At 62.9% G+C, this 16,665-nt stretch carries 15 protein-coding genes and 1 tRNA gene; 7 read left to right on the forward strand and 9 right to left on the reverse strand.

What is annotated here, in order from left to right:
• Positions 1–208 precede the first annotated feature (208 nt).
• Positions 209–817: an AAA family ATPase gene (locus tag KBY73_RS11935; RefSeq protein ID WP_254937321.1), complete on the forward strand. Its 609-nt coding sequence runs from the start codon at positions 209–211 to the stop codon at positions 815–817.
• Between the two features lie 46 nt (positions 818–863).
• Here KBY73_RS11935 and KBY73_RS11940 read toward each other — a convergent pair.
• Positions 864–935, reverse strand: a tRNA-Thr gene (locus KBY73_RS11940).
• A gap of 51 nt (positions 936–986) precedes the next feature.
• On the opposite strand from KBY73_RS11940, the gene KBY73_RS11945 reads away from it, so the two are divergent.
• Positions 987–1,241, forward strand: a complete 255-nt coding sequence (locus KBY73_RS11945) for a DUF3493 domain-containing protein (RefSeq protein WP_254937322.1) — start codon at positions 987–989, stop codon at positions 1,239–1,241.
• On the opposite strand, the gene KBY73_RS11950 is transcribed toward KBY73_RS11945, so the two are convergent.
• From KBY73_RS11950 to KBY73_RS11975, 6 genes are all read right to left on the reverse strand, one after another.
• Positions 1,158–1,901, reverse strand: coding sequence for a low-complexity tail membrane protein (locus KBY73_RS11950; RefSeq protein WP_254937323.1), 744 nt, complete (start codon positions 1,899–1,901; stop codon positions 1,158–1,160). The two genes, KBY73_RS11945 and KBY73_RS11950, sit on opposite strands and share 84 nt — an antisense overlap.
• A gap of 5 nt (positions 1,902–1,906) precedes the next feature.
• Positions 1,907–5,275, reverse strand: coding sequence for a translation initiation factor IF-2 (gene infB, locus KBY73_RS11955; protein WP_254937324.1), 3,369 nt, complete (start codon positions 5,273–5,275; stop codon positions 1,907–1,909).
• 83 nt (positions 5,276–5,358) lie between these two features.
• Complete coding sequence (locus tag KBY73_RS11960; RefSeq protein ID WP_106502372.1) at positions 5,359–5,637, reverse strand: YlxR family protein; 279 nt, start codon at positions 5,635–5,637, stop codon at positions 5,359–5,361.
• Entirely contained in the window at positions 5,634–7,022 is a 1,389-nt protein-coding gene (gene nusA, locus KBY73_RS11965; RefSeq protein WP_254937325.1) for a transcription termination factor NusA, read from the reverse strand. Before nusA ends, KBY73_RS11960 begins: the two co-directional genes overlap by 4 nt.
• 31 nt (positions 7,023–7,053) lie before the next feature.
• Positions 7,054–7,527 (reverse strand): ribosome maturation factor RimP, encoded by a 474-nt coding sequence (gene rimP / locus KBY73_RS11970; RefSeq protein ID WP_254937326.1) that lies wholly within the window; start codon positions 7,525–7,527, stop codon positions 7,054–7,056.
• 182 nt (positions 7,528–7,709) lie between these two features.
• Positions 7,710–7,988, reverse strand: a complete 279-nt coding sequence (locus tag KBY73_RS11975) for a hypothetical protein (RefSeq protein ID WP_254937327.1) — start codon at positions 7,986–7,988, stop codon at positions 7,710–7,712.
• A 100-nt stretch (positions 7,989–8,088) separates the two neighbouring features.
• Here KBY73_RS11975 and KBY73_RS11980 point away from each other — a divergent pair, with 100 nt between their 5' ends.
• Positions 8,089–9,264, forward strand: a complete 1,176-nt coding sequence (locus tag KBY73_RS11980; protein ID WP_254937328.1) for a trypsin-like peptidase domain-containing protein — start codon at positions 8,089–8,091, stop codon at positions 9,262–9,264.
• A gap of 36 nt (positions 9,265–9,300) precedes the next feature.
• Positions 9,301–10,014 (forward strand): ribose-5-phosphate isomerase RpiA, encoded by a 714-nt coding sequence (gene rpiA, locus KBY73_RS11985; RefSeq protein WP_254937329.1) that lies wholly within the window; start codon positions 9,301–9,303, stop codon positions 10,012–10,014.
• 3 nt (positions 10,015–10,017) lie between these two features.
• Here the strand turns inward: rpiA and KBY73_RS11990 are convergent, their stop codons facing one another.
• Both KBY73_RS11990 and hisD read right to left on the reverse strand, forming a co-directional pair.
• The gene (locus tag KBY73_RS11990; RefSeq protein ID WP_254937330.1) at positions 10,018–10,479 is read right to left on the reverse strand and encodes a secondary thiamine-phosphate synthase enzyme YjbQ; all 462 of its coding nucleotides are present in this window, start codon (positions 10,477–10,479) and stop codon (positions 10,018–10,020) included.
• A 21-nt stretch (positions 10,480–10,500) separates the two neighbouring features.
• A complete protein-coding gene (hisD, locus tag KBY73_RS11995; protein WP_396097059.1) occupies positions 10,501–11,817 on the reverse strand; it encodes a histidinol dehydrogenase in 1,317 nt (438 codons plus the stop codon).
• 120 nt (positions 11,818–11,937) lie between these two features.
• Here hisD and rpsT point away from each other — a divergent pair, with 120 nt between their 5' ends.
• The 3 genes from rpsT (at position 11,938) to rpoB (ending at position 16,588) form a co-directional block, all read left to right on the forward strand.
• A complete protein-coding gene (gene rpsT, locus KBY73_RS12000; protein ID WP_254937331.1) occupies positions 11,938–12,246 on the forward strand; it encodes a 30S ribosomal protein S20 in 309 nt (102 codons plus the stop codon).
• A 17-nt stretch (positions 12,247–12,263) separates the two neighbouring features.
• Positions 12,264–13,085: a TatD family hydrolase gene (locus KBY73_RS12005; protein WP_254937513.1), complete on the forward strand. Its 822-nt coding sequence runs from the start codon at positions 12,264–12,266 to the stop codon at positions 13,083–13,085.
• 212 nt (positions 13,086–13,297) lie between these two features.
• Positions 13,298–16,588 carry a DNA-directed RNA polymerase subunit beta gene (gene rpoB, locus KBY73_RS12010; protein WP_254937332.1) on the forward strand — a complete coding sequence of 1,097 codons (3,291 nt, stop codon included), beginning with the start codon at positions 13,298–13,300 and terminating at the stop codon, positions 16,586–16,588.
• The last annotated feature ends 77 nt before the right edge of the window (positions 16,589–16,665 follow it).

A 16,665-nucleotide genomic window follows, 5' to 3' on the forward strand; every position in this document is an offset into this window, starting at 1 on the left:
CCCCCGTGGCACTGACCGCACCTGCAATCGGTTGATAGTCAACAGCCCAGCTACGGCTGGGAAATAACGGAATCCCAAAAGCTCCCTCTCACCAGGGGGCTTTTTTATTGGCTGGGTGGTTGGGCTTAGTGGGCAGGATGAATATCAACCGCAAATAGGAAAAACATCAGAGCAGCCCCTATCCTGAAATCGCAAGTTGGCGCTGGCCATGCGGATTGCTATTTCTGGATCCCATTCTCTCGGGAAGTCCACGGTCGTAAATGATTGGGTTGCGCTTAATGGCGACTACATGCGCGAGGAAGAGCCATATCGAGTTCTTGGCCTGCGCGGTCCCTATGAGATTCGTTTTCGCGAAGCCTCCACGCGATTGCACAACGGAATTCAGATGTACTACAGCATTGGCCGTCTTAATCGCTATTTCACGCCTGCTGAACAGGTCATCTTTGATAGGGCGCCAGTTGATTACATTGCTTATTCCCAGTACACGGCAAATCAACATTTGACTGATATTGATGACGACTTTGTCCTGTCAATGGTTTCTGCGGTAAGGGAATCTTTGGAGCGTCTTGATATCTTGGCGTTCGTGCCTCAGTCTGAGGATTGGCCGGTGGTCATGGAGGATGACGGAATTCGTCCGGTTGATCATTCCTACCGCGACGAGGTGGATGTTATCTTTAAGCAGATTTATCGAGATGGTCGTTTTGATATTTTGCCCAAAAAGAGTCCGCCGTTGTTAATTGAGCTGGTGGGATCGCCCGAGCGCCGTTTGCTGCAGTTGGCCCAGGCGGTTGAACAAGTGCAAGTCGAAACGCGCTGACGACATTCAGCTGTGCTCAGGGAGTCGCTGTTGGTTTTATTTCTTAAGCCGGTGATCGGATTTGAACCGACGACCTACTGATTACGAATCAGTTGCTCTACCCCTGAGCTACACCGGCAGCTCAATGAAATTAGCATTCAGGGGTTGGCCTTGATGGGAAGGGTAAGTGATGGGATCCAAGCCAGATTCAATTGATCCAGCCCTTAAGGCGAGGTTGCTCCAAGAAGCTCGTACCCCCTGGCGCGGTCTGCGGCGCGGTCTCTGGGTGGCCTTGGCCGCTTCCGGTGCTGTGGGGTTGGCCACGATGGCAATGCGATTGGCCAGCGGAGCGGAAGTTGCCTCAACTGACCTGCTGATCCAGGTCGGTGCCCTCAGCTTGTTCGGCAGTCTCTTCTGGTTGGATCGCAACCGTGCTGGCGACTGAAGAAGCTTCAGGTTGGATGACAGCCTCTGCCGCTGGAGACTCTGCTGCTGAAGTCTCTGGAGCAGTCGGCTGGGTGGTCAGAAGCGGGTTCAGCAGCAAAAGGGGCAGCCCTAGGGAGATTCGCTGGCTGACGAGCTGCTGCAGGCTCAGGGGTGGACGCTCGAGGAGCGTGGCTGGGTTGCGGATTAGCAGGGCGCTTGCCTGGATCAGTTGTTGCCACTGCCAGGTGATTACCGCTAGTAGCGGGCAGGCTACTAGCAGACCTACGAAGCGAGGGCTTGCTGTCAGTGGCGAGAGCGGCGTGGCCAGGGCTGCGTGCTGGTCTATCCACCAAAAAAGGGGCAGCAGGGCTGCAGCGCCAGCTGCCATAAGGAGCTTGAGCACCAGGCTGCTCTGCAGTGCCGCCAAGCTGAGCTGGGCCCTGCTCCTGGCTTTGATTGGTACTTGGATTACCAGCAAAGAGCAAACGTCGGCTGGGCGCTGCCAGAGCAGGATTGCCGGCCCTAGGGCGCCGATTGCCCAGGCCAGCAAGCGCTCCAGCCCAGGCAGGGGGCCAGGATCCGCCCCCGCCAGTACAAGTACCAACCCCAAAAGCTCCAGTGGCAAGGCCCCAAGGGCTACCAGCTGGAGCCAGAGCAGGGGCTCGCTGCGGGGGTTCACGGAGGTCAGATGGTGAGGGTTCGGCGCTGGGTGGCCAGTTTGAACGCCTCAACTCGATCCCCTTCCTGCCAGCCGGTGTAGCGGTCGGTGCCGATGCCGCACTCGAAGCCGGTGGCAACTTCCTTGACGTCGTCCTTGTTGCGACGCAGGGAGTCGAGGTCGCCCTCGAACACCTTCTCCTTGCCGCGCCACACCCGCACTTTGCAGTTGCGTTGCAGCTTGCCGTTGGTCACGTAGCAACCAGCCACCGCACTGCGGCCGATGGTGAATACGGCGCGCACCTCGGCTTCGCCGAGGGACTCCTCCACCAACTCCGGCTCCAGCAGGCCTTCCATAGCCATCTGGATGTCCTCCAGCAGCTTGTAGATGACGTCGTAGTCGCGCACGTCGACGCCGGTGGCATCGGAGGCCCGTTTGGCGCCAGGGGCCATTGAGGTGTTGAAGCCAACGATCACGGCGCCGGAGGCGGCGGCTAGATCGACGTCGGTTTCGGTGATCTCGCCCGGTGCTGAGAGCAGCACCCGCACCTGCACCTCGCCCTGAGGGAGCTGCTCCAGGGAGCCGAGAATCGCCTCCACGGATCCCTGCACGTCTGCTTTGAGAATCAAGTTGAGCTCTTTGAGCTCGCCCTCGCTGGCCTGGCCCGACATCGAGGCCAGGGAAACCCGGCGTGAAGCCATTTGCTGGGCCAGTCGGGTGGCCCGTGCCTCGTTGGCGCGATCGCCCACCACCGAGCGGGCGGTCTTCTCATCTGAGTAGACCTCAAATTCGTCACCAGCGGTTGGGACTTCGCTGAAGCCGAGGGCTTCTACGGCATAGGAAGGACCTGCCTCCTTAACCCGCTTGCCGGTGTCATCCACCATGGCGCGCACCTTGCCCAGTACGGGGCCGGCCGCCAGCACGTCACCCGCTTTGAGGGTGCCGTTCTGAATCAGCAAGGTGGCAACAGGGCCCTTGGCCTTGTCGAGGTGAGCCTCGATCACGGTGCCCCGAGCCATGCGGTCCGGGTTGGCCTGGAGGTCTTCCACCTCGGTGACCAGCAGGATCATTTCCAGCAATTTGTCGACGTTCTCACCCTTGAGGGCGCTCACAGGCACCATCACCGTGTCGCCACCCCAGTCTTCAGCCACCAGTTCGAGGCCGGAGAGCTCCTGTTTGACCCGGTCGGGGGAGGCGCCTTCCTTGTCGATCTTGTTGATCGCCACCACGATCGGCACCTTGGCGGCCCGGGCATGGCTTATGGCTTCCAGGGTCTGGGGCCTAACACCATCATCGGCTGCCACCACCAACACAGCCACGTCTGTGACCTTGGTGCCGCGGGCCCTCATGGCGGTGAATGCCTCGTGGCCCGGGGTGTCGAGGAAGGTGATCTTGCGTTGCTCGCCTGCGTGGGGGATCTCCACTTGATAGGCGCCGATGTGCTGGGTGATGCCGCCGGCTTCGCCCGCGGCCACCCTGGTTTTGCGGATTGCGTCGAGCAGGCTGGTTTTGCCGTGGTCGACGTGTCCCATCACGGTCACCACGGGAGGGCGACGGATCAGGTGGGCGCGATCGCTTTCCTCGATCATCTCGACCGTCTTGGCGGCCGCTGCCTCTACGTCGTCTTCAAGCACCGGCACGCCGAATTCCTCGGCCACCGCTTCGATTGTGGAGAGATCCAGGCTTTGGGTCACCGTGGCGATGACCCCCTTGAAGAAGAGGCTCTTGATGATCTCGGAGCTTTCCACGCCGAGCTTTTCGGCCAGCTCCTGCACGGTGAGGTTGCCCTCCGGCACGATCAGCATTTCAGGGCGAACAGCCTTGGCCTCGCGGGTCGCACGCAGTTCCATAGCCCGGCGACGCTGCCGCTGGCGGGTGGTTTCCTTCTTGCGCTTGCGCATCGCCGCCATGGGTTTGGCGGCTGGGGCGGGTGCGGTGCGGGGCTTGGCCGGGCGGGCCAGGCTGGCCTGCAGCACATAGGCCTCTTGTTCACCGGCGTAGCCACCGGTTTCAGCTGTGAGCGCATCATCGTTTTCGCCGATGATGTGAACCTTGGTGCGCTGCTTTTGCGGCGTGCGGCTGCGTAGGGCCTCCAGTTTGGCGCTGTCGTCCCAGTCAGGGCGACGGGGGCGTCCCGCTGCACCAGCGGGAGTTGGCGCCCGGAAGCCAGGCCTTCTGGGGGCTGCTGGCGGGGTTGCGCTGGGTCGCACCAGTTCCGGGGTGCCGCCGGGGCTGCTGGGTGCACCTGCTGGGGCTTCGCTGCGGTCGCCGGGGCGCCGCGGGGGCGGAGCTGTGGGGCGGCCGGAAGGCTTCTGGAGCTGCATCAGCTCGCCAGGAGCCATCGGCTTGCGCATGCCGGCTGGCATACCTGGGCGGCCAGGAGCTGCCGGGCGACCGGGAGCACCCAGACCAGTAGGGGCTCCAGGGGCTGCGCTATCGCGGCGAATCGGCTTGCCGACAAGCTCCAAGGGGGTTGGGCCAGGACGGCCCCCAGCTCCAGGCTGGCCGGGCCGGGTTGGAGCTGGCACGCCAGCGCGTTGGGGGCTGGCGGGACGCTGACTCAGGGGGGCCCTGCCTGCAGGCGGAGCCGGGCGGCTGCTGGTGGTGCCCGCAGGGGTGCTGATGGGCCTACCCACCAGCTGGGGCTTGCCGGGCGCTGGCCGCATCGGTAATTCCGGTTTGCGGCTCGCAGCCGGTGCCGGAGCTGCAGGGGCCGGGCGGGCCGGGGCTGGGGTGGCTGGGCGAGCTGGTTTGGATGCAATCACCACAGGCTTGCTGGGTGCAGCAGGCTTGCTGGGCGCAGCAGCGGCGGGCCTGGCTGGTGCAGGCGGCTTGCTCGGTGCAGGCGGCTTGCTCACCAAAGTGGGCTTGCTGGCAGCCGCAGGCTGTTTTACAACTTCCGGCTGTTTTACAAGCTCAGGCTGTTTGACAGGCTCTGGCTGCTTAGAGACCAGCTGAGGCTTGGCAACCACTTGTGGCTTGGAGGCCAGGGGTGGCTTGCTTGCCAAAGGGGGTTTGTTGGGCTGGGCTGGCTTACCCGCAGGAGCTGCGGCGGGGCGGGCCGGAGGCATTGCCGGCTTTGCCGCCGCTGGAGCGACCGGCCGGGGGCTGGTGGCTGGCTGGGGAGGGGCCGGCGATGGGACAGCGGTTGTCTCAGCCTTTTTGACGGAGAGGATCGCTTTCGGCGGAGCGGCAGCGGCCGGCGCCGCCGCCTTGCTGCCGTTCGAGCCGCCCTCGATCAAGGAGCGAATCCGTGTCGCTTCGTCGTCGCTGATAGAGCTGCTATGGCTCTTTGCCGCAACCCCCAGCTTCTCGGCGGCGTCGAGCACGTCCTTGTTCTCCAGGCCTAAGTCCCGGGACAGCTCATAAATTCTGACTTTGCCGCTGCTGGTCATTCAGGTCTCCATGGGTCGGGGCCCAAGGGCCGCCATGCGGGGCCGAGGGGCACACCAGGCCGCACGCGCGCTGCGGCCAATGTTCATCTTGCCTCAGAGGCGAGATCGGCGCCTGGGGTCAGGCGCTTTTCCAGCGTTTCGACAATTGCATCTGCAACCTGGCAGCGCAGGGCCCGCTGCAGACGCTTACGTCGTTTCGCCTCTTCTAGACACGCCTGGTTGGGGCAGAGATAGGCCGAACGGCCCATGCCCTGATCCAACCCGAGTCCCCCTTCGGCCAGCCGAATTACCCGCCAAAGCTGCTGGCGATCCAGCAGCGCGCGGCAGGCAACACAGCGCCGAAGCACGGCACGGCGACTCACCGGGCCTCTGCCTCGGTTGCCTGGGGCGCCTCCTCCGGAGCGGGCTCATATTCGGCCTCGGCCACCTCCTCTTCCTCGTAGTAATCGGCTTCGTCTTCTGGCAGCGGATATAGCTCCCGCAGACGGGCATCCTCCTCGGCCCGGGCGGCCTGTTCGATTTCGAGGCGGGCTTCGGCTTCGGCCTGAAGAGCCTCCTCCTCTTGCCGCTGGGCAATCAGCTCAGCCACCACCGCATCTTCCGAGGCCTGGTCGTATTCGCCGGCGTTCTTGATGTCGAGTTTCCAGCCGGTAAGGCGGGCGGCCAGACGTACGTTCTGGCCTTCGCGGCCAATGGCGAGGCTGAGCTGATCGGAGGGAACCAGCACGTGGGCGTGCTGGCCTTCAGGGTCGACTAGGCGCACCATCTCAACCCTGGCAGGGCTGAGGGAGTTGGCGATGTACTGGCCCGGGTCGGGCGACCAGCGAATCACGTCGATTTTCTCGCCACGCAGCTCGTTAACCACTTGCTGAATTCGGGAGCCGCGGGCGCCAATGCAGGCACCCACTGGATCAACTTCGCGCTCTACTGAGTCGACGGCCACCTTGGTGCGCGGGCCGACTGAGCGGGAAGGGGGATTGGCTTCCCTGGCTACGGCGACGATTCGGACCGAACCCTCCTGGATCTCGGGAACTTCATTTTCGAACAAATAGACCACCAGGCCCGCATTGGAGCGACTCACGAATAGCTGGGGGCCGCGCCGCGCCACCTCGCTCACTTCCTTGAGGAACACCTTGAAGGTGGCATTTGCTCTGTAGTTGTCGTTCGGTAGCTGGTCGCGGCGGGGCAGCTCGGCCTCGACCTCTGGGCGACCCAGTCCAGAACTCACGGCCATGATCACGCTTTGGCGCTCGAAGCGGATCACCCGAGCGGTGAGCACCGGGTCCTCCAAGTCGGCGAACTCCTCCTGGATCATGCGGCGCTGCTGGTCACGCAGCTTCTGAGCCAGCACCTGCTTGGTGGTGGCGGCGGCCATGCGGCCGAAGTCTTCTTTCTCCGGGGTGACATCAAGCACTACCGTGTCGCCGACCTGGGCGTCATCGGCAACCTGCTGCACTTCGGCAAGGGCGATCTGGTGGTCTTCGCTCTCAACTTCCTCAACAATTATCTTCGAGGCCAGAACTCGGTAGCCCTCCTCCTCTAGGTCCAGGCCCACATCGAAGTTGGAGAAGTAGTCCTCTTCGAAGGGGTCTTCGCTGATCCCGAGGTAGAGGGTGCGGCGGTAGCGCTCGTAGCCCTTGAGCAGGGCTTCCCGCAAGGCAGCCTCCACCACGGCGGGCGCAAGTTTCTTCTCGTCGCTGATGTCCTCGATCAGGTTATTCAGACCGGGGAGCAGAACCAGGGCCATGGATCAGGGGTGAGAAATGGTCAGGGAAAGGTCAGTCGGACTCGGATGGGGTGACCAGGCAGACGCTGATCACCGAGTCTCGGGGGATGCGCTGAGTGCGGCCGCGGATGTTGATGTGAACATCCGTCGCATCGCGCTCTAGGAGGAGCCCTTCGCGCCGCACGTCGAGCCCTTGGTCGTCACGGCAGAGCACAACAACGGGAAATCCGCGAAATGAGCGGAAATCCCGATCGTCGCGCAGGTCGTCGCTGACGCCAGGGCTGCTGACCTCCAGCACATAAGCATCACCAAGCAGCTCGGCTGCCTCGATCGCCTCGGCCAGCGGTGCACTAAGGGAAGCGCACTCATCCAGGTTTATGTCACTGCCATCACCTCGCTGCACCAGCACCTGCACCGTCATGGGGATGCGATGGGTGAAGACATGCACTCCTTTGAGCTCAAAGCCAGTAGCAACCACAGCCGCTTGGGCTAGGCGCTCCAGGTCGGGCAGGAGAGGGTGGGGCAATGGGGCGGGGAAGCTGGGGGCAGGCGGCCCGCCGGCTTGTGCAGTACTAAAACTGCCCTACAAACCACAGCTGTTCAGTAAAAACTGAACCCTTAGCGAAGCGCTGAATGCTCAGCGAGGCGCCAAACCGTGACTGGAGGGTATGCCCGCCGGGCAAGCATTCAGCCTAGGGGATGGACGGCTCAGGAGCCAGGCGCCGCCGCCGGAGGTATTTCGATAATCGGGGCTTCGGCGAAGTAATCGCTTTGTTGGACGGTGCCCCTTTGGCTGGCGTCCTGATTCAGGCACTGAGCTTGCTGTTCGCCGGTGCGCAGGTATTGGCATACCCGTGCCCAGAGCTTTGCCCGGGTACCGGGGCCTCCCTGGCTGAAGTGCACTAGGTCGTTGCCGCCAACCATGCCCTGGATTTCCACCTGGCAAAGGCTGCATCGCTGACGCGTGCCGGGGGGAATAGCTGCCATAGCCGCTGTGCGATCTGGATTCAATTTAGGCCGTTACAACCGCCTGCCTGCCCCTATCCCCATTCCCTGCCGACTTGATGGGCTCCCTAGCCTCATAGCCATGCGACAAAGAACGTCGATGAAGTGGGTGTTGGGGTCGAGCTTGTCCCTTGTCAGGCTGGTTTTGACGGTCGGCCTCGGCTTAGTCTTGGGGGTTGGATCCTTCAGCGCTGCTGCCTTAGCTCTGGAGCCTGCGGTCGATCCGATTGCTCAGGCCATTCCCCACAGCTTTGTGGCTGAAGCAGCTCGGGCCGTGGCGCCAGCTGTGGTCCGGATCGACACCGAGCGCGAGGTGGCTCGCCAAGCGTTTGATCCCGCCCTGCTCGATCCTTTGCTGCGGGATCTGTTTGGCGATCCCTCCGGCAGCATGCGAGAGCGGGGGCAGGGGTCTGGCGTCGTAATCGATGCAGCCAAGGGCCTTGTACTCACTAATGCCCACGTGGTCGATCAGGTCGACAGCGTCGAGGTCACCTTGGCCGATGGGCGCCATGTGGATGGTGCGGTGGTGGGCGCCGATTCGGTGACCGATTTGGCCGTGGTCAAAATCTCCGGTCCGCGGGATTTGCGCTCCGCCCGCCTGGGCGACTCCGAGGCCCTGGAGGTGGGCGATTGGGCCATTGCCATGGGCAGCCCCTATGGGCTTGAGCGCACCGTGACCCTGGGCATCGTTTCTAGCCTGCACCGCAACATCAACAGCCTGGGCTTCTCCGACAAGCGACTCGATCTGATCCAAACAGATGCGGCCATAAATCCAGGTAATTCAGGTGGTCCGCTGATCAACGCCAGTGGCGAGGTGATCGGTATCAATACCCTCGTGCGCTCTGGACCAGGCGCAGGGCTGGGATTTGCCATCCCGATCAATTTGGCCCGAGGCGTGGCCAGCCAGCTCAGCAGCGGCGGCGAGGTGGTTCACCCCTATTTGGGCTTGCAGCTGGTGCCTCTCACTGCCCGCCGCGCCCGGGACAACAATCGTGATCCCGAGGCTCTGCTGCAGCTGCCAGAGCGGGATGGTGCCCTAGTGCAACGGGTGCTGCCCGCTAGTCCGGCGGAAACGGCTGGCCTGCGCCGCGGTGACCTTGTGGTGGGCGTGGCAGACCAGCCCGTGCCCGATCCGGCCAGCCTGCTGGAGCGTGTTGAGCGCAGCAGCGTTGGCGAGCCCCTGGCGCTCACGGTGGTTCGGGGTCAACGCGAACTCAGCCTGATGATCAAGCCGGCGGCCTTGCCCCACTCCGGTTGAGCACTGCTACGGTCGCGGCCGATTCAGGAATATTTGATGACGGATCTGCAAGACCGGATGAAGCAGGCGGTGGCTGCTGCGGCCACTGAGCAGATCCAGAGCGGCATGGTGGTCGGCTTGGGTTCCGGCTCTACCGCAGCCCTAATGATTCAGGCCCTCGGAGCCAAGCTCAAGAGCGGTGAACTCACCGATGTGGTGGGTGTCACCACCTCCTTCCAAGGCGAGGTGCTGGCAGCTGAGCTCGGCATTCCGCTCAAGAGCCTTAATGCGATTGAGCGCATCGATCTTGCAATTGATGGCGCAGATGAGGTGGATCCCGCTTTTCAATTGATCAAGGGCGGTGGTGCCTGCCACGTTCAGGAGAAATTGGTAGCAGTGCGGGCCGAGCGCTTTGTGGTGGTTGTGGATTCCACCAAGCTCGTCGAGACCTTGAATCTCAGCTTTCTGTTGCCCGTAGAGGTCCTGCCTGGTGCCTGGCGTCAGGTGCAGGCCCAGCTAGCAGCAATGGGCGGAGATGCCCAGTTGCGCATGGCCGTCAAGAAGGCGGGCCCGGTGGTCACCGACCAGGGCAATCTCGTGTTGGATGTGAAATTCGCAGCTGGCATTAGCGATCCGGCGGAACTAGAGGCGGCGATCAACAACCTGCCGGGCGTGCTGGAGAACGGTCTGTTCGTGAACATCACCGACCAGGTGCTGGTGGGTGAAATTGTGGATGGCGAGCCCCGGGTGCGGGATCTGGTCAAGCGCTGAGGCTCAGTCCCCAGCCGCGCTTCCGTCTCCGCACAGCTGCAGAAGCACCTGGCGCTGACGGGGGCCATCCAATTCCACCAGCAGCACGGCCTGGTAGCGACCCAGGCCCAAGCGGCCGTCCACGACCGGCAGGGTGAGGTGGTTGCCCAGCTTCAGGGCGATTAGGTGGGCATGGGCGTTGCGCGGCTCATCGGCGGGAATGCCCGGCCGCAGGTGCAGGTCGTTGTGGGCGTAGGCCAGCTCTGGGGGCGTCAGGGCCAGGAAGTGGCGCTCGATGTCGCCCAGCAACCGTTCCTCGGCCTCGTTCACGACCAAGGCGGTAGTGGTGTGCTGGCCGGCGGCCACCAGTAGACCATTGCGGATCCCGGTCGCATCCACGAAGGCTTGCAGGTCGGCGCTGATGTCGTCGCAGCTGAAACTGGCCGTGGTGGTGCGTTCCAGCCGGGTGGAGTGAAACGTCACCATGGCGAGGCAAACTCCCCCATCTCAGTTCAGCCTGCGCTTGACGGACTCGGCGTGGCTATGCAGCCCCTCGCTTTCGGCCAGGGTGATCACAGCGGACCCGGTGGCCTCCAGGGCCTCCCGGTTAAAGCGGATCAGGCTGGTGTGGCGCATAAAGGTCTCCACGCTCAGGGCGCCTGCGAAGCGAGCCGTGCCGGCGGTGGGCAGGGTGTGGTTGGGGCCGGCTAGGTAGTCGCCGACGGCCTCGGGGGTATACGGACCCATAAAGATGGCGCCGGCGTGCTTGATCTGTTCGGCCAGGATTTCGGGGTCTTGCACCAGCAGCTCCAGATGTTCGGGGGCGAAGCAGTCGCTGAGTTGGGCGGCGCGGCCAAGGCTGTCGCAGAGCACGATCAGCCCCCAGTCGTTGAGGGCGGTGCGGGTGATTTCAGACCTGGGGTGGTTTTCAAGCTGGGCCTCCAGGGCTGCTGGCATGGCGGCGGCCAGCTCCGGGCTGGTGGTCAGCAGGATCGCGGCGGCCAGGGGGTCGTGTTCGGCCTGGGCCAGCAGGTCTGCGGCTACCTGGTCTGCCCTGGCGCTCTGGTCGGCGATCACCAATACCTCACTGGGGCCTGCCAGCGAATCGATTGCCACGCGGCCGTAGACCGCTTTTTTGGCCAGGGTCACGTAGAGGTTGCCGGGGCCGCTGATCACGTCGACCCGGGGAATGGTGGCGGTACCGAAGGCAAGGGCGCCGATCGCCTGGGCACCCCCAACCCGATAAACCTCCTCCACCCCGGCCAGGTGGGCGGCCGCCAGCACGGTTGCATGGGGCTCGCCGCCGGGGCCTGGGGGCGTCACCATCACGACCCGCTGCACCCCGGCTACCCGCGCCGGCACAGCATTCATCAGCACGGTGCTGGGGTACGAAGCCCGTCCCCCAGGCACGTAAAGGCCGGCGCGCTCCACCGGCCGCCAGCGCCGACCTAACAGTTCGCCATGGGGACCGGTGACGGCCAGGTCGGCCGGCAGTTGATGCTTGTGGAAGGCGAGAATTCGCTGGTGTGCCAAGCGCAGGGCGTCCTGCAGGGAGGCCGGTGTGGCTTTCCAGGCGTCAGCCAGCCGCTGTGGCGGAATCCGCAGGGGATCTGGGCGCACGCCATCAAAGCGTTCGGTGAGCTCCATCAGGGCGGCATCGCCTTCCGCTTGCACCCGGGCGAGGATCTCCTCGACCCGAACCATCTCTTCGCGTAGGCGCCCGCCACTGGTGCGTTCGGCGATGGTTGCCAGTCGATCAGCGGCGGCGTTTGAACCGTCATCGCGCAGGCAGCTGATCGATAGGGCAGCAGGCGTTGCGACCACGGAACGGCTCAGGGTTACGGGATTGTCAAGCTAGGCCGGCATAGCTCTTGCAGGCGGTGAGGGTCCTTAGGAGGGCCTGGCGGTAAGATCTACCTTCTCTGATCCAGCGTCCGTCCGCCTGTGGCCAATAACACCTCATCGAAGAAGCGCATTGAGGTTGCCGAGCGCAACCGTCTCCGCAACCGCACCTACAAGTCGGCCCTGCGCACCTTGATGAAGCGCTGCTTCACCGCTTGCAGCGCCTATTCCCAGACCCCTGGTGAAGACGCCAAGACAGCTGTTCAAACCACCATGAATGCTGCCTTCAGCAAGATTGACAAGGCGGTGAAGGTGGGTGTGCTGCACCGCAACACCGGAGCCAACCAGAAGTCGCGTATCAGTGCTGCTGTGAAGCAGGTGACCGAGCCGGCCACAGCCGCCCAAGCCTGAGCCAGCTCCCCTCCGTGATTGCTTCGCCAGCACCGACTGAATCGGGTTTGCCCGTTTTGGTTGACAGCCACTGCCACATCGTTTTCCGCAATTTCGACGACGATCTGGAGGCAGTGGCCCAGCGCTGGCGCGATGCAGGCGTTCGTTCCTTGGTCCATGCCTGCGTTGAGCCCGGAGAAATTCCAGCGATCCGCGCCCTGGCAGATCGTTTTGAGGAGTTGCGTTATTCCGTAGGGGTCCATCCGCTCGATACCGAGCATTGGCAGCCCGACACGCCAGAGATTTTGCGTCAGGCTGCCCAGGCTGATCGGAGGGTGGTGGCGATCGGAGAACTCGGCCTCGATCTGTTCCGTGAGCAGAATCTGGCTGCCCAGATGGCCATGCTCGAGCCCCAGCTTGATCTGGCAGTGGAGCTGGACCTGCCTGTGATCGTGCATTGCCGCGACGCTGCCGAGCCGATGCTGGCCTTGCTGAGGCAGCGGGCTTCCCTAGGTGGCTGCCCTCGCGGCGTGATGCATTGCTGGGGCGGAGATCCGGGTGAGATGGCTGGTTTTTTAGAGCTCGGTTTCTTTATTAGCTTTAGCGGCACGGTGACTTTTCCCAAGGCGGAAGCCACCCATGCCTGCGCCCGCCAAGTGCCCGCCGATCGCTACCTGGTGGAAACCGATTGCCCCTTCTTGGCGCCGGTGCCCCGCCGCGGCAAGCGCAACGAACCGGCTTTTGTGGCGGCGGTGGCAGCCCGGGTAGCCGATTTGCGTGGGCAAACCCTCACAGAAGTGGCTCATACCAGCACTTCCAACGCGGCACGGCTGTTTGGACTACCGCTTCACAATGTATGATGTTTTATTGGCCTGGAAGCGGAAGCGCTGCTTGTTGTCGACGTCTGCATTCTTGAAGCGACCCCGTTGAGCATGCCCCCGCGGGCAGCCGTTCCCTACGAGGGGAGCGGCTGTTTGTGTGGGCGGTTGCGGAGCATTCAAGTAAGCGGTGATCGGCATCAGATGCGTTCCACTGCCCAGTCCTTATCCACCCGTTCCTGCAGGTTCACCGCATGAGCAGCGCGATCCAGGTCGCCAAGACCGCCACTTACCTCCCCGACTTGGTGGAGGTGCAGCGCGCGAGCTTCAAATGGTTCCTGGAGAAGGGCCTGATCGAAGAGCTCGAGAGCTTTTCGCCGATTACCGACTACACCGGCAAGCTTGAGCTGCACTTCATCGGTAGCGAGTACCGGCTGAAGCGCCCGCGTCACGACGTTGAAGAAGCAAAGCGCCGTGATGCGACTTTTGCATCCCAGATGTATGTCACCTGCCGCCTGGTTAACAAGGAGACAGGGGAGATTAAGGAGCAGGAGGTTTTCATCGGCGAGCTGCCCTTGATGACCGAGCGAGGCACCTTCATCATCAACGGTGCCGAGCGGGTGATCGTCAACCAGATCGTGCGCTCACCTGGCGTCTATTTCAAGGATGAGCAGGATAAGAACGGTCGTAAAACCTTCAACGCCAGCTTGATCCCTAACCGGGGTGCCTGGTTGAAGTTTGAAACTGATAAAAACGACCTGCTGCACGTTCGTGTCGACAAGACGCGCAAGATCAACGCTCACGTGTTGATGCGGGCTATCGGCCTGTCTGACAACGACGTGCTCGATAAGCTTCGCCACCCCGAGTACTACCAGAAGTCGATCGAGTCGGCCAACGACGAGGGCATTTCTTCCGAAGATCAGGCCCTGCTTGAGCTCTACAAAAAGCTGCGTCCAGGCGAGCCTCCCTCTGTCAGCGGCGGCCAGACCCTGCTGCACAGCCGCTTCTTCGATGCCAAGCGCTACGACCTAGGTCGCGTCGGTCGTTACAAGATAAATAAAAAGCTGCGCCTCACCATCCCCGATGCGGTGCGCACCCTCACCCCTGAGGACGTGCTCAGCACCATCGACTACTTGATCAACCTCGAGCTCGATGTGGGCGGCGCCAGCCTCGATGACATCGACCACCTCGGCAATCGCCGGGTGCGCTCGGTGGGAGAGCTGCTGCAAAACCAGGTGCGGGTTGGTCTCAACCGGCTCGAGCGCATCATTAAAGAGCGCATGACGGTTGGCGAAACCGAGTCGCTTACCCCTGCCCAGCTGGTGAACCCCAAGCCCCTAGTGGCGGCGATCAAGGAGTTCTTTGGCTCCAGCCAGCTGAGTCAGTTCATGGACCAGACCAACCCACTGGCGGAGCTAACCCACAAGCGCAGGATCAGCGCCCTGGGCCCAGGCGGTTTGACCCGCGAACGGGCGGGCTTTGCAGTGCGCGACATCCATCCCTCCCACTACGGGCGCATCTGCCCGATCGAGACACCGGAAGGACCTAATGCAGGCCTGATTGGCTCCCTGGCCACCCACGCTCGAGTCAATGAGTACGGCTTCATCGAGACGCCGTTCTGGAGGGTTGAAGAGGGCATTGTTCATAAGAGCGGTGATCCCATCTACCTATCTGCCGATCTCGAGGATGAGTGCCGCGTAGCTCCTGGCGACGTGCCCACCAATTCCGATGGCTACATCACCGCAGATCTGGTGCCTGTGCGCTACCGCCAGGACTTTGAGAAGGTGCCCCCCGAGCAGGTCGATTACGTCCAGCTCTCGCCGGTGCAGGTGATCTCGGTGGCTACCTCCTTGATCCCCTTCCTTGAGCATGACGACGCCAACCGGGCCCTAATGGGTTCGAACATGCAGCGCCAGGCTGTGCCTTTGCTGCGGCCAGAGCGCCCCTTGGTGGGCACCGGCCTGGAAACCCAGGTGGCCCGCGACTCCGGCATGGTGCCGATCACCCGGGTCAATGGCACGGTCACCTTTGTCGATGCCACAGCCATCGTGATTCGCGATGAGCAGGGCACCGACCATGTGCACCACCTACAGAAGTACCAGCGCTCCAACCAGGACACCTGCCTCAACCAGCGCCCGATTGTGCGCCAGGGCGATCCCGTGATTGCCGGTCAAGTGCTGGCCGACGGTTCTGCATGCGAGGGCGGCGAGATCGCCCTGGGGCAGAACGTGCTGATCGCCTACATGCCCTGGGAGGGCTACAACTATGAGGACGCGATCCTGCTAAGCGATCGTCTCGTGCATGACGATCTATACACCTCGGTTCACATCGAGAAGTACGAGATCGAAGCTCGTCAGACCAAGCTTGGGCCTGAGGAGATCACGCGGGAAATCCCTAATGTGGCCGAGGAGAGCCTGGGCCACCTCGACGAGATGGGAATTATCCGCATCGGCGCCTATGTCGAAAGCGGCGACATCTTGGTTGGCAAGGTGACCCCCAAAGGTGAATCCGACCAGCCCCCAGAAGAGAAGTTGCTGCGTGCAATCTTCGGCGAGAAGGCCCGCGACGTGCGCGACAACTCCCTGCGAGTGCCCAGCACTGAAAGGGGTCGGGTTGTTGACGTGCGCATCTACACCCGCGAGCAGGGCGACGAACTGCCGCCCGGCGCCAACATGGTGGTGCGGGTCTATGTGGCCCAGCGCCGCAAGATTCAGGTTGGCGACAAGATGGCCGGCCGCCACGGCAACAAAGGCATCATCAGCCGGATCCTGCCCCAGCAGGACATGCCCTACCTGCCCGATGGCACCCCCATCGACATCGTGCTCAACCCCTTGGGTGTACCGAGCCGCATGAATGTGGGCCAGGTGTTCGAGTGCCTGATGGGTTGGGCGTCTTCCCACCTCGACTGCCGGGTCAAGGTGGTGCCATTTGACGAGATGCACGGCGCTGAAAAGTCGAAGCAGACCGTGCAGGCCTACCTCGAGGAAGCCGCCAAATTGCCCGGCAAGGAATGGGTCTACAACCCCGATAACCCAGGCAAGATTCAGTTGATCGACGGCCGCAGCGGCGAGCCTTTTGACCAGCCTGTGACTGTTGGGTACGCCCACATCCTCAAGCTGGTTCACCTAGTGGACGACAAGATCCACGCCCGCTCAACCGGCCCCTACTCCCTGGTTACCCAGCAGCCCCTGGGCGGCAAGGCCCAGCAGGGCGGCCAGCGTCTCGGTGAGATGGAGGTCTGGGCTCTTGAGGCCTATGGCGCCGCTTACACCCTGCAGGAACTGCTCACCGTCAAGTCCGACGACATGCAGGGCCGCAACGAGGCGCTCAACGCCATCGTTAAAGGCAAGCCGATCCCCCGTCCTGGCACGCCGGAGTCCTTCAAGGTGCTGATGCGCGAGCTTCAGTCGCTGGGTCTAGACATCGCCGTCTACACCGACGCCGGCGAAGAAGTGGATCTGATGCAGGACGTCAACCCCCGCCGCAGCACCCCCAGTCGTCCCACCTACGAATCCCTCGGCGTCGCGGATTATGACGACGACTGATCGCTGATTGATCGCGGATCGCTCCTTCAGCGGGCGAAGCCGTGCCTCCCATTCCTTTCTCGATCTCCGCGAGCTGC

This window comes from Cyanobium sp. Tous-M-B4, assembly GCF_024345395.1.
GTDB lineage: Bacteria > Cyanobacteriota > Cyanobacteriia > PCC-6307 > Cyanobiaceae > Cyanobium_A.

What these genes read in the sequence shown, in the direction of transcription:
- KBY73_RS11935 (WP_254937321.1), top strand. Translation starts at nt 209, where the DNA reads ATGCGGATTGCTATTTCTGGATCCCATTCTCTCGGGAAGTCCACGGTC.
- KBY73_RS11945 (WP_254937322.1), top strand. Translation starts at nt 987, where the DNA reads ATGGGATCCAAGCCAGATTCAATTGATCCAGCCCTTAAGGCGAGGTTG.
- infB (WP_254937324.1), bottom strand. Translation starts at nt 5,275, where the DNA reads ATGACCAGCAGCGGCAAAGTCAGAATTTATGAGCTGTCCCGGGACTTA.
- nusA (WP_254937325.1), bottom strand. Translation starts at nt 7,022, where the DNA reads ATGGCCCTGGTTCTGCTCCCCGGTCTGAATAACCTGATCGAGGACATC.
- KBY73_RS11975 (WP_254937327.1), bottom strand. Translation starts at nt 7,988, where the DNA reads ATGGCAGCTATTCCCCCCGGCACGCGTCAGCGATGCAGCCTTTGCCAG.
- KBY73_RS11980 (WP_254937328.1), top strand. Translation starts at nt 8,089, where the DNA reads ATGCGACAAAGAACGTCGATGAAGTGGGTGTTGGGGTCGAGCTTGTCC.
- rpiA (WP_254937329.1), top strand. Translation starts at nt 9,301, where the DNA reads ATGACGGATCTGCAAGACCGGATGAAGCAGGCGGTGGCTGCTGCGGCC.
- KBY73_RS11990 (WP_254937330.1), bottom strand. Translation starts at nt 10,479, where the DNA reads ATGGTGACGTTTCACTCCACCCGGCTGGAACGCACCACCACGGCCAGT.
- rpoB (WP_254937332.1), top strand. Translation starts at nt 13,298, where the DNA reads ATGAGCAGCGCGATCCAGGTCGCCAAGACCGCCACTTACCTCCCCGAC.